9 protein-coding genes and 1 other annotated feature are annotated in these 12,691 nt (G+C 51.5%); of the genes, 2 read left to right on the top strand and 7 right to left on the bottom strand.

Features of this window, described 5'->3' with window-relative positions; genetic code table 11:
- Positions 1 to 18 precede the first annotated feature (18 nt).
- Together ACGG9R_RS03895 and ACGG9R_RS03890 are read right to left on the bottom strand one after the other, a co-directional pair.
- Positions 19 to 1,884, bottom strand: a complete 1,866-nt coding sequence (locus ACGG9R_RS03895; RefSeq protein ID WP_390151686.1) for a restriction endonuclease subunit S — start codon at positions 1,882 to 1,884, stop codon at positions 19 to 21.
- Positions 1,877 to 3,562, bottom strand: a complete 1,686-nt coding sequence (locus tag ACGG9R_RS03890; RefSeq protein WP_390151683.1) for a type I restriction-modification system subunit M — start codon at positions 3,560 to 3,562, stop codon at positions 1,877 to 1,879. The genes ACGG9R_RS03895 and ACGG9R_RS03890 overlap by 8 nt, the downstream gene beginning before the upstream one ends.
- A 1,019-nt stretch (positions 3,563 to 4,581) precedes the next feature.
- On the opposite strand from ACGG9R_RS03890, the gene ACGG9R_RS03885 reads away from it, so the two are divergent.
- Positions 4,582 to 4,932 carry a hypothetical protein gene (locus ACGG9R_RS03885; RefSeq protein WP_287835597.1) on the top strand — a complete coding sequence of 117 codons (351 nt, stop codon included), beginning with the start codon at positions 4,582 to 4,584 and terminating at the stop codon, positions 4,930 to 4,932.
- Positions 4,933 to 4,934: 2 nt separating this feature from the next.
- Positions 4,935 to 5,789: an IS3 family transposase gene (locus ACGG9R_RS03880; RefSeq protein WP_390151681.1), complete on the top strand. Its 855-nt coding sequence runs from the start codon at positions 4,935 to 4,937 to the stop codon at positions 5,787 to 5,789.
- A gap of 336 nt (positions 5,790 to 6,125) precedes the next feature.
- Here the strand turns inward: ACGG9R_RS03880 and hemW are convergent, their stop codons facing one another.
- From hemW to ACGG9R_RS03855, 5 genes are all read right to left on the bottom strand, one after another.
- Positions 6,126 to 7,259 (bottom strand): radical SAM family heme chaperone HemW, encoded by a 1,134-nt coding sequence (gene hemW, locus ACGG9R_RS03875; RefSeq protein ID WP_390151678.1) that lies wholly within the window; start codon positions 7,257 to 7,259, stop codon positions 6,126 to 6,128.
- On the bottom strand, positions 7,252 to 9,048 hold the full coding sequence (gene lepA / locus ACGG9R_RS03870) for a translation elongation factor 4 (RefSeq protein ID WP_022105264.1): 1,797 nt from the start codon (positions 9,046 to 9,048) through the stop codon (positions 7,252 to 7,254). The genes hemW and lepA overlap by 8 nt, the downstream gene beginning before the upstream one ends.
- A 214-nt stretch (positions 9,049 to 9,262) precedes the next feature.
- A complete protein-coding gene (locus ACGG9R_RS03865; protein WP_390151674.1) occupies positions 9,263 to 9,946 on the bottom strand; it encodes an energy-coupling factor transporter transmembrane component T in 684 nt (227 codons plus the stop codon).
- Positions 9,943 to 10,761 (bottom strand): energy-coupling factor ABC transporter ATP-binding protein, encoded by an 819-nt coding sequence (locus tag ACGG9R_RS03860; RefSeq protein ID WP_022105261.1) that lies wholly within the window; start codon positions 10,759 to 10,761, stop codon positions 9,943 to 9,945. The genes ACGG9R_RS03865 and ACGG9R_RS03860 overlap by 4 nt, the downstream gene beginning before the upstream one ends.
- Complete coding sequence (locus tag ACGG9R_RS03855) at positions 10,754 to 12,241, bottom strand: tryptophan transporter (RefSeq protein ID WP_390151670.1); 1,488 nt, start codon at positions 12,239 to 12,241, stop codon at positions 10,754 to 10,756. The genes ACGG9R_RS03860 and ACGG9R_RS03855 overlap by 8 nt, the downstream gene beginning before the upstream one ends.
- A 66-nt stretch (positions 12,242 to 12,307) precedes the next feature.
- Positions 12,308 to 12,521: a binding site (T-box leader), on the bottom strand.
- Positions 12,522 to 12,691: the final 170 nt, after the last annotated feature.

Below are 12,691 nucleotides of genomic sequence, written 5' to 3'. Positions count from 1 at the left end.
TTGAGCGCAAACTTTGGACTATCCCTTTCGCTCCTTGAATGTAAGCAGATTGTCTCGGTAATATTCGTATTGCTTGGTTCGTGCTTCAATCTCGGCAGGCAAGCCGGAAGTCAGGTTGTTGCAAAGAGTGTCAAAGCGGTCGAGAATAGAAACAATGCGTTTCTGTTCTTGCAAAGCAGGAATATTAAGTTTAATTGATGCCATCATATTGCTCATCAGTTTTGGATTTCCCATTCCTGAATTGACATACGCTTTTGCATTCTTTTGTAGGAAGTAGAAAAGGTATTTGCTTATCAAAATCGTTTTATCAGATATCGAGAGCAAGCCGCATACATTGGTGATGTTGAATTTACCACTTCTGTAGAACACTGTTCCTGCATTGGCTCCATCTGTTGTCCAAGTTACAAACTCCCCATCGAACATATAGGAGTTAATTTTACCGAGTTCACCATTGTTTTCAGTCTGTGACGAATATACCGGATAATCACCCATCTGTTCTTTTATATCGGATTTCGAGATTACTTTACCTCTCGAAATGTTGCAGATATTGCCAACAGACAGTGATATGCTACCGAAAACATATTGACAAAGCAGAATTAAGCCATTAAGCTTGTCTGTCTGTCTGTCTGTCTGTCTGTCTGTCAAGATTGTCTTGCCAGTTGCGGCGTAAGTCAAGAGGGCATCACGATAAAATTCGTACTGTTTTTGTCTTGCTTCGATCTCGGCAGGCAAACCGATTTTCAGGTCAGAACAGATGGCATCGAAGTTATCCAGAACATTGACGATGCGTTTCTGAACATCAAGTGACGGCAATGGCACTGGCGTTTCACATATTTGTGAAATAGTGTAATGTGGGATAGTAGCGTCATGTGTAATCCCTTTAAGATAATCCCTAAACGGAGTTGAGAGAAAATAATGATACAAATATCTGCTATCAAACTCTTTAGAGTGTTGAATACAAAGCAGGTCTGCATCTTTCATATAGATGGGATCGTCATTGGGAACAATGTATGGTACTCCGATTGTCCCACCACCAGTTATTAAAATGTCATCTTTACATATTTTCCCTGACTTGGCAGATAGCTTTTCATACAGTTCTTTTGATATATAAGCCTTTCCTCTGGAATTCTCAACCCCATTAAAATAAGAAATCACATCACTCGAACGATAAAAAGGTACTCCTTCAGTTGTCCATTCATCTTTATGAACACGAGAAGCAGAAAAAACTCGTGTTATATCGCCAATCCTCTTTACAACGATATTATCATCACAGATCAGAAGTTTATCCCGATAAAACTCATACTGTTTCTTTCTCGCTGTAAGCTCGGCTGTAAGCTCGGCTGTAAGCTCGGTGAAATTGTCCAGAATGCGGACAATTTCACCCTGTACGGGGAGCGGCGGGACAGGTATGCGTATATCGAGCAATTTACTCGGTGTCACTTCGACAACCTTCGTACCATGTGCGATTTTACGTTTCTGTGCAAAAAACATCTGTGTGTGGAAATAGTACGCCAGGTACTTTGCATTCTGATTGTGATGAATGATTGCCGTATGTCCACTGACCGCCGCTCTTTCATCTCCTAGCCACACAATGCATTTGCAAACATCTTCGATATTCTCACTCGTTACAGCCATCACAATATCATTGGTTTTAGCGAATTTTTGTTTCTTCGCACACGATTCATCTATATAGGTAAGCGCCTTATCCACAAATAGACCGTACTTCGTATATATCTGCCCATAGTGAATACATGGGACGCCCGAAGAACGAAAATCCTTTTTTTGGAAACTCCCACCGCGCGAAACGCTCGCGATTTCGCCAAGCGTCTTATACTCCACCCCCTCCGGGCAGAACTCCGCGATCAACTCCTCCAGTCTACTCATCCGTCCCCACCTCGATTTCCGCGATCATCCGATCGATTTCTTCGCGAAGATGATCCTCCCTCGCTACGATCTCCCGGATTTCCCCATTCAGCTTCACGATATCGATCTTCTCCCTCGTGTCTTTTGCCTCTACATAGGTCGAGACTGAGAGATTGTACTCATTATCCACAATATCCTGATACTCTGCGAGCTTAGAAAAATGCGGGATTTCTTCATGCTTTGCAAAGACATCCACGATACGCGCGATATTCTCCGCGGTGAGCTTGTTGTTATTCGTCACCTTCACGCACTCGGACGAAGCGTCGATGAAGAGTGTGCGGTTATCCGTTTTATTCTTCTTCATCACCATGATGCAGGTCGCGATCGAAGTGCCGAAGAACAGATTGCTCGGAAGCTGGATGATGCAGTCGATGAAGTTGTTATCCACAAGATACTTACGGATTTTCTTCTCCGCACCGCCGCGGTACATAATGCCGGGGAAGCAGACGATGGCCGCGGTGCCATTCGCAGCGAGCCAGGAAAGACTGTGCATGATGAAGGCCATATCCGCTTTGCTCTTTGGCGCAAGGACTCCGGCCGGGGCAAAGCGCGGGTCATTGATGAGGAGCGGATTGCTGTCCCCTGCCCACTTGATCGAGTATGGTGGATTCGATACGATGAGTTCGAAGGGTTCATCATCCCAATGCTGCGGACTGATCAGCGTATCTTCACAGGCGATGTTGAATTTATCGAAGCCGACATCATGCAGGAACATATTGATGCGGCAGAGATTGTACGTCGTGATATTGATTTCCTGCCCGTAGAAGCCATTGCGGATGGCGTCCTTCCCCAGCACCTTTTCGGCTTTCAGAAGGAGCGATCCACTCCCACATGCAGGATCATACACCTTGTTGATTTCTGTCTTACCGACCGTCCCCAGGCGGGTTAGGAGCTCAGAAACATCGGCGGGTGTGAAGAATTCACCACCGGATTTCCCTGCATTCGACGCATACATGGTCATGAGGTACTCGTACGCATCACCGAATGCATCGATATCATGACCTTTGACATCACCTAGGTTCATTTCCGCCACACCAAAGAGAAGCTTCACGAGTTTTTCATTCCGCTTCGCGACAGTCGCGCCGAGCTTGTTGCTGTTCACATCGAAATCATCAAATAATCCTTCGAAATCACTCTCCGCCTCGCTGCCCTTCGCCGATTCTTCGATATGACGAAAAACCGTCTCCAGCGTCTCATTGAGGTTATCGTCATCTTTCGCGCGGGCGCAGACGTTGCAGAAGAGTTCGCTTGGCAGGATGAAGAATCCCTTCTCCTGCACCAGACCTTCCCTCGCGCCCTCTGCATCTTCATCGGGCATGGTCACGTAGTCAAAGTCGGTATCTCCCGCCGCTCTTTCTCCGCAAGTGATATAGTCCGAGAGATTCTCCGAAATATAGCGATAAAACATCGTGCCAAGTACGTAGTTTTTAAAATCCCAACCATCGACCGCCCCGCGGAGTTCATCCGCGATCGCCCATATGGCGCGGTGCAGCTCGTCGCGTTCTTGTTCCTTCTTCGTATCTACCATGTCATCCTCCTGGATCGTATCGGAAATGTAAGAAAACGCGGATTCAATCACAGGATCAGATTTCATCAGTGTTCCCTTAACGGAGACTTCTCTCATCCCCACTTTTGTCATTCTGATTTCATGATATCACGCAAAATACATCCGGGCAATAAAAAACACCTCTCTTAGCTGAAGAAGAAACTCGAATCGTATGGATACTTTTGCCATCATATTTCCTTAGCCGCGGGCTCCTGGCGATAAGGGATAGTCCATGAGGCGGGGTGCCATTTGATTGCGAGGGAAAGAGGAGGAGCGGGTTCTATAGGTTCAGAAGATTCAAGGGGGCTGTGAAATAACGATCATCTCATTTTCGAGTTCAATCTGCCGCGGGGGACTTGCAGCTCTCATAGGAGTGACCGGGAAACCTTATCCCAGCTGTCTTTCATGCCATAGTCACCCTATCCGCCCCTGCGGGCACCTTCCCCTAGAGGGGAAGGCTGTTAAATTAAGGAAATCGTTAGCTACGTAACGTCTTGCTTCCCCCTTCGGGGGAAGTGCCGAAGGCAATATGTGCAAGCGAACTGGATTTTTAGGAGCGAAGCGACGCTAAAATACAGTGAGACGCCATTTCGAGCGCAGCGAGATGGGGCATGCCAGCGGTATAGCGTGCTATGTTGAATAGTCCGATGCTATCGATATTCCAACACTTTCATGCAATACCGCTACGTAGCCCCCTCAGCCCTTCGGTCAGCTCCCCCGATGGGGAGCCAAGAACGTTCTGCCGCTTAACTAAATAGCATTACCTAGCGAGGAAGGCTGCAATACGAGAATACCATCTTCTAAAAAAAGGCGGCGAAGCCGCCACGAGAGCCCTGAGCCCTGAATTCTGAACCCTAGTTACCAGTCAACGCACTCCGCTTTTCTCCCTCCTTCCTTTGGAAGGAGGTGCCCCGAAGGGGCGGAGGTTGGCTGCGTGAAGCGATATTTTCACACGCGGGGATGCCAACCCCGCCTCGCTTCGCTCGTCTGTGAAGTGGTAAACTAAAATTGGACACAGAGGGGGTAATCTTTAGACATACAGTGTACACTGCATAGGCAGTGCAAAATAAGCACTGGACAGAGTGTCCCCCTCACTGGACAGGAGGTTTGCCATGAAGTACACGAAAGAACAAAGATTGGACATCGGTCGACGAATTTACTACAGCGAAATAAGTCGGTATGAAGCCGCGGAAGAATATGGCATTAGTGAGCAGACCGCACGGAATTACATGAGAATGTATCGGGATGTTAATCGGTTGCCGCCCAAACACGGTCAGAGATCCATCGGCGCACTCTCTTTCAAGAAAGAGCCGGTAGAGCTGGATGAACTGAAATCTATGACAAAGGAGGAATTGATCCAGGAATTGATCAAAGCCAGGATCACAGAAGCAAGGTTAAAAAAAGGATACGAGGTGAAGGGAGATGGTACGGTAATTCTATACGCCAGCAAGACTACCAAGTGATTATGGAGCTGTCAGGAGAAATCCCAGTGAAGATCCTATGTAAAGCAATGGGCATTCAGCGGAGCAGTTTCTACGCCTGGAAGAAGCATCTCTCCAATCCTTCGGAAAGAGAGAAGAACCTTGCAAGCAATGTCAGGCTGTTTCAAGAATACCACTCGAAGTATCCGTCGCATGGTTACCGCTGGCTGAATGCCAAGATACGCCTAGACAAAAACATTGTCCTGTCTGACCCCTATGCTCATAAGTGTTGCAAGATTGCGGGAATCAAGAGCAAGTCCAAGCATTACCGCTACAAGAAGGCTGGAGATCCGGCACGGATATTCCCAAATCTGCTCCTGTCAGAGATGCAGATTGACGGGCCGATGCAGTGCATCGTGAGCGATATGACAGCGTTTTATGTGAAGGGCACCTACTACGAACTGACTCTTTACATGGATCTCTGGAACAATGAGATTGTCATCTATTCCCTTTCGGCAAAGCGTGGCGACCGCATGACCTATATCAATGGGCTGAGAGATCTGATTGCATGGAAGGAGCAACATCCAGAACACCAAATGATCCTGCACACGGACCAAGGATCTGTCTACGCATCTAAGGCCTACAACGACCTGCTGCCCATGTACGGCATTACCCGGTCGATGTCACGTGCCGGAACGCCGACAGATAACGCTGCAATGGAATCTGTCAATGGATGGATTAAGGCCGAGATGTTCATGGACTTGCACGTGACCGGAGAGAAGTCCATCGCGGAAGAGGTGGATGATTACATCCATTTCTTTAACGAATATAGGCCAGCCTATACATTGGGCTACTTGACGCCGAAGCAGTACCGAGAACGCCATATTTCTAAATGCTGAACTTATTCAAGTTGTAGTTGGCATAAAGTGTCTGGCGGTTCCCGAGACGATGTTGGAAGATTCACTGTATCTTGTACAAGTATTCAATTTTTATGCCTAATTTTTTTAGTTTCGTGTCCAATTTTTGTTGACAAGTGCATCTGCCCCTTCCAGAGGAAGGGGCGAGAATGATTCTTGATCGGGCATCGCCCCACATATAATTGCGGCGAAGCCGCCACGAGAGCCCTGAACCTTGAACCCTGAACCCTGAACCAAATGAAAGCAAAGTAAAAAGGAGCTGTGAAGAAATGAGGATTCATTTCTTCACAGCTCCTTTGTGTGCCAAAAGTGATGAGCTCAGTCCAGCAAAAACTGTTCAAATACAAAATTTCCGAGAGCGGCGCCGTGGTAGGTCAGGAAGAGATGACCGGCCTCTTCTTTGAGAAGTTTCCGCTCTTTCAGCATCTTGACGGCGTCTCCATACCAGTGCGTGATGCCCTCTCCATATCTTTTCCGGAAACCATCCAGCGGGATGCCTTCTTTCATGCGAAGGTGGAGGAAGCAGTATTCTTCCATTTCGTCAGTATCCGAGAGCGTTTCCACTTCCTGCTGCGGCGGATGACCGGTGAGGAGTTCTTTTTCGTAGAGGCGCACGCCGGGGGTATTCTCCGTGCGTGTGCGTCCGATGCGGGAGCAGGCGGCGGGGCCGAGGCCGAGGTAGTCAGAAAGTTCCCAGTATTTTTGATTATGCCGCGAGCGATAGCCTTTCCTGGCAAAGCTGGAGATCTCGTAACGTTCAAAGCCATAGGCGGGAAGAATGCGGCACATGGCCTGATACATGGCCCAGCTTTCTTCTTCGCTGGGGCGGGCGAGCCGGCCCCTCTCAGCGAGCTGCGCCATGCGCGTACCGTCTTCGAGAATAAGACTATAGATGGACATGTGATTCACGGGAAGATGGACAGCCCAGCGAAGGCTCGCTTCGAAGTCTTTGACGGTCTGGCCGGGAAGCTCGTACATGAGGTCGAGGCTGAGATTATGAAAGCCCATCCGATACGCACGCTTCACGGCTGTTTCTGCTTCTTTGGCGGTGTGCCGGCGACCGATGGCAGAAAGCAGGTGATCGTGCTTTTCCTGGACGCCGATGGAAATGCGGTTCACGCCGGCGCGCATGGCATTCTTGAGATAGCTCTCGCTCATGTCGCAGGGATTCATCTCCATGGTGATCTCTGCCGTGTCAGAAATGCGGAAATGCTGAGAGAGCGTCTTCATCAGTCTTGTGAGCTGCGCTTCGGAGAGCGAAGAGGGTGTGCCGCCACCCAGATAGACAGTATCGCAAAGGCGATCCTCAAAGTCCGGGCTTTTGAGATCCATTTCCTTGGTAAGTGCATCAATGTAGCGGTCGGTGGGCTTTCGTCCAATCGAATAGAAGCCGCAGTAATCACAGCGGCTTCTGCAAAAAGGAATATGGATATAGAGTCCTAGACTAGTCATCTTTCAATACCGCCATGAAGGCTTCCTGCGGGATCTCTACGCTGCCGACCTGCTTCATGCGCTTCTTGCCTTCCTTCTGCTTTTCGAGCAGTTTTTTCTTACGGGAGACATCGCCGCCATAGCACTTAGCGAGGACGTCCTTCTTATAGGCTTTGATGGTCTCTCTGGCGATGATCTTGCTCCCGACAGCCGCCTGGATCGGCACTTCGAACTGCTGGCGCGGGATGATGTCTTTCAGTTTCTGCGCGAGAGTGCGGCCGCGGGCTGCGGCATTGCTTCGGTGGACGATGATGGAGAGGGCATCGATGAGATCGCCATTCAGAAGGATGTCGAGCTTCACGGCATCGGTCTTCTGGTAGCCGGAGAGCTGGTAGTCGAGGGAGGCGTAGCCCTTGGTGGAGGATTTCAGCTTATCGAAGAAATCGAAAATGATCTCCGAGAGCGGGATGGTATAGGAAAGGTCGACACGTGTCTCATCGAGGTAGGTCATCGTCTGGAAGACACCGCGGCGGTTCTGCACGAGCTCCATGACATTCCCTACCATATCGGAGGGGACGAGGATCTCTACCTTGGCGACAGGCTCTTCGATATGCTCGATCTTGGTCATCGGAGGGAGTTCCGCCGGATTGTCCACAGGTACCATCGTGCCGTCGGTCTTGTAGACGTGATAAATGACCGAAGGTGCGGTGGTGATGAGCTTCAGGTGGTACTCACGCTCGAGGCGTTCCTGCACGACGTCCATGTGAAGCAGTCCCAGGAAGCCGCAGCGAAAGCCGAAGCCCAGCGCCTGAGAGGTTTCCGGCACGTATTCAAGCGCCGCATCATTCAGCTGCAGCTTTTCAAGAGCCACTTTCAGGTTGTCATAGTCCTTGCTCTCGATCGGGTAGAGACCGCAGAAAACCATCGGGAGTGCCTTGCGGTAGCCCGGCAGTGCTTCGCTGGCACCACCCTCTTCGGTCGTGATGGTATCCCCTACCTCGCAGTCGGAGACGTTCTTGATACTGGCTGCCACGTAGCCGACCGAGCCGCAGGTGAGGACGTCGCAGGGCTTCGGGAAGGGCGAGAAATAGCCGACTTCCGTCACGGTGTAGACCTTGCCGGAGGCCATCATGCGGATATTCATCCCCGCACGGATCTCCCCATCCTTCACACGGACATAGGCGATCGCACCCTTGTAGGAGTCGAAAATGGAGTCGAAAATGAGGCAGCGAAGCGGCGCTTTCGAATGGTCTTCCGGCGGCGGCACCTGCTCGACGATACGCTTCAAGACTTCTTCGACATTCTGCCCAGTCTTGGCAGAGACGGGGATCGCCTCCGACATGTCAAGGCCGATGACGTTCTCGACTTCCGTCTTCACGCGCTCCACGTCTGCGCTCGGGAGGTCGACTTTGTTGATAACAGGGATGATCTCCAGATCATGGTCGAGCGCAAGATATACATTGGCAAGCGTCTGCGCCTGTACGCCCTGCGTCGCATCGATGATGAGGATCGCGCCTTCGCAGGCAGAAAGGGAACGCGAGACTTCATAGTTGAAATCGACATGCCCTGGGGTATCGATGAGGTTCAGCTCGTAGGTTTCGCCGTCCTCATATGTATAGTTCAGGCGCACCGACTGCTCCTTGATGGTGATGCCGCGCTCACGCTCCAGCTCCATCGTGTCTAAGATCTGCGCCTCCATGTCGCGCTTCTGCACGGTCCCTGTGATCTCGATCAGGCGGTCCGCCAGTGTGGACTTGCCGTGGTCAATGTGGGCGATGATAGAAAAATTTCTGATGTGCTCTGTATCCATGGGTTCTCCTTAGTTTTTGGGAAAGTAGGCGGTGGATGTCATTCGTAGAAATCGCCCCGCCCCGTAGACGTGACATATACGTAGTTATCGGTATTATTATATCATATGAAGGAAGGCTATATCCTCTGATGCAATAAAAAAGAGCGCATCTGCGCTCTTTTGCAAGGCGATGCATGCCCCGAAGGGAATGCCGATCGCCTGAAAATCCCTGTGTCTACAATCCCAGCTTTACACGTCCATAGATGACGAAAGCGGTAAGGAGAACCGTCAGTGCCATGACAGCAAAGTCTTTTCCTTTCGGTGCGACGCTTTCCATGAAGGTACGTTTCGAGCCGCCGAAGCCGCGGAGCTCGAGTGAGAGTGCCATGGTCTCGCTGCGTCCGAGCGAACGGAGCATGAGCGGGCGGACAATGGACATGTAGCGTTTCACCTGCTTGAAAAAATTCCCTTTCACTGCCAGACCGCGGCAGGCCTGTGCTTCGGAGACCGCTTTGTTTTCTTCGATAAAGTCAGGGATGAAGCGAAGCCCCGCCGTGAACATGAAGGCGTATTCGTACGGCACTTTCAGCTGGCGCACCATGGAAGCGGTGAGGTCCTGCAGCTTCACTGTCCCAAGAAGGTAGATGAAAATGATCGTCATCCCCAGCATACGCAGGGCCGCGACATTACATTCCTTCACACTGCCGCCGCCGATGTACTCGATCACGCCCAGCATGGCAGCAAAGATGACAAGGGCAAGGAGTGCTTTCAGATTCTTGATAAGTTCGCCGGACACGAGGAGAATCAGAAGCTCAAGGGCGCAGAGGGCGGCAAGGCTCGTCGGCTCAGAGAGGACGATCGCCCAGACGGCCGTCCCGAAGGTGAGAAGGATTTTGGTCAAGGGTACCAGATTTCTCATTCGATTTTTCCTCCTTTCAGTTCATAAAAGGCACGGCAGAACGCATTCATATCCTTGCAGTAGGGACTGCCGGGGAGCTTACGCCCCAGACGGACAGCCGGCGGATAGGCAAGTCCCCAGTCTTCCGGACGGTTCTCCGCAGAGAAAAGCTCAGAAGGATGACCGTCGAAAGCGATCTCATGCTCTGCAATAACGATGACGCGGGTGCAGTCTTTCGCGACGATATCCATGTCATGGGTGACAAGGATGATGGTGATGCCCTTCTCCTGCAGACTTTCCATGAGTTTCATCAGACGCTGTTTTTCTCGTCCGTCCTGTCCGCTCGTCGGTTCATCGAGCACGAGGTATTCGGTATCCATCGCAAGTGCCGAGGCGATGGCGACTCGCTGCTGGTCGCCGCGAGACAGGATGCGCGGATACTCCTCCGCAAGGGCTTCGGTGTCGGTATCTTGCATGGCGCGCGCTACAGCTTCCTCGAGCTCCGCACCGCGTTTCCCCTGCTGATAGGGGCCGAAGGCGATCTCCTCTCGGACCGTCGGCATGAACATCTGCCGATCCGGCTGCTGGAAGACGTAGCCGATGAAGCGGCTGCGCTCAGATGGTTCTTCGCGAGTCACATCTTTCCCATGATAGAGGATCTGCCCCGAGGCTGCTTTCTCAAGTCCCGTCAGGAGACGGGTCACAGTGGTCTTACCACAGCCGTTTCGCCCTGTGATGGCGACAAATTCTCCCTTGTCAAAGGAGAGGGAAATGTCTTTCAATACGTCCGGCAGCCCTTCCGCATAGCGGAAGGTCACATGAGACAGCTCAAGCATCTTTCTCTCCCCCTTTCGCAAAGGAATGAATGACCGAGGTTTCTGCATCGGCCAGATTCAGGAATGGCTTCTCGAAGGTCATCCCCACCTGCTCGAGTTCGAGCTGTGCCTTGTACATATCCGGGAGGGCTTCTTCATAAATATGTTCGGTATACATGCGGCGCATCACTTCTTCCGGCGTACCATTTACGATGATTTCGCCATGATTCATGAGGACGAATTTCTTCGCATAGGGGAGCGCGGCTTCGAGATGGTGCTCTGCCACGATGACAGTGAGACCTTCCTTCTCGTTCAGCTCGCCGACCATTTCATAGAATTCGCGGATGCCTTCCGGATCGAGTGCGGATGTCGGTTCATCGAAGACCAGTACGTCCGGCTCTTCGGCAAGGACGGCTGCGACGACGAGGCGCTGGCACTGACCGCCGGAGAGAGTCGTCACCTTGCGGTCCTCAAGACCTTCGAGATGGACTTTCGCAAGTGCTTCTTTCGAGCGGCGGCGAATCTCTTCCGGGGGAAAACCATGATTTTCAAGCGTAAAAGCCATTTCTTCCCCCACCGTCAGCGTGACGATCTGCGCCTTGTAGTCGGAAAGGATGACACCGATGGAGGATGCCAGGTCTGCGATATTGTGCTGTGTCACGGCTTTGCCATCCGTGAAGACCATGCCTTGCATCGTACCGCCGTAGTAGTGCGGGATCGCCCCCGCCATCGACATGAGGAGCGTCGTCTTTCCTGCCCCGTTCGGTCCCGTCACGATGACGAAGTCCCCCTTGCGCACCGCAAGAGACACATCTTTCAATGCTGGCTCTTTGGCAAAAGGATAGGTGTAGGTCAGATGCTCTACGCTGATGACGCCCTCTTCCGACTGCCTAAGAGACAGACCGGAATGGTCACTGTCTACGGTATCTGACTCAGCCATATAGTGCATGGACTTGAAGAGACGCAGTGCCGGGAAGTAGAGGAAGGGCGTGATGATCCCATTACCCACGCCGACCAGGGCCACCATCGGGAGCATTCCGTAGAGATATACCTTCATCGGGATCCCCATGACGAGCGTCAGGATGGAAACAAAGGTGAAGCCAGAGACGATCGTCGTCACGAAGCCTGCGATGGCAGGACGGAGGGAAAATTTCCCGATCCGGATCGGCGGTACGCTGTGTGCGAAGAAACCTGCCACATAGGCGCCGAAGAATTCCGAAGCAAAGTCGCCATACGGGAAAGCCGACTTACTGGTGAAGACTTCCATCAGCGCTGCGACCATGCAGATGCCGAGGCACTGCTTGTATGTCGGCTTCGTCAGAAGGATCGCTACCACATAGGTCGCGATCATCCAGTTCGGCGTAAAGCCTGCCACCGATGGCGAGACCAGATGCAGCAGCATCCCGATCGCCAGCATCAGTGTGGAAATCGTCAGCCAGCGGAAACGCCCGCCCCGCGCCTTGACAAAGACAAGCTTCGATACATCTTTCACTTGTTCCATTTCATATCCCCCTTTACAGGATCGTATTCATCCAATAAAAAATCCTTTCATTCCTCTGCTTTCCAGCAAAGGGACGAAAGGATCACTTTCCGCGGTACCACCCTACTTGACACAAGGTCCAGCTCATCATCGGTAACGGCGATCTCCGGCAGCTCCTACCCCTTTCGGCTCAGGCTGCGCCTCCCAGGCCCATTCACATAGCTGTCGCACCGGACTTGCACTCTCCGCCGGCTCCCTGAAGCGCCATCACTATCCTACTCTTCCTGTTCCAAGGCTTTCTTTGTTTTACCTACTATAGCACGAGGACATGGCAGTGTCAAATCGTTTTTGGGAAATGGGGAGAGTGGACTGGTGACTGGTGACTGGTAGCTAGGGATTAGTGGCTAGGGATTAGGGGTGCGATACGAGAAAACCGCTGGTTTCAAACCTCCGCGGCGCTTCTATATTTTT

The organism is Dialister sp. i34-0019-2H8 (assembly GCF_042846925.1).
Lineage (GTDB): Bacteria > Bacillota > Negativicutes > Veillonellales > Dialisteraceae > Dialister.
The sequence above is the reverse complement of the archived record's forward strand: the minus strand, read 5'-3'. Positions and strand labels throughout refer to the sequence as shown.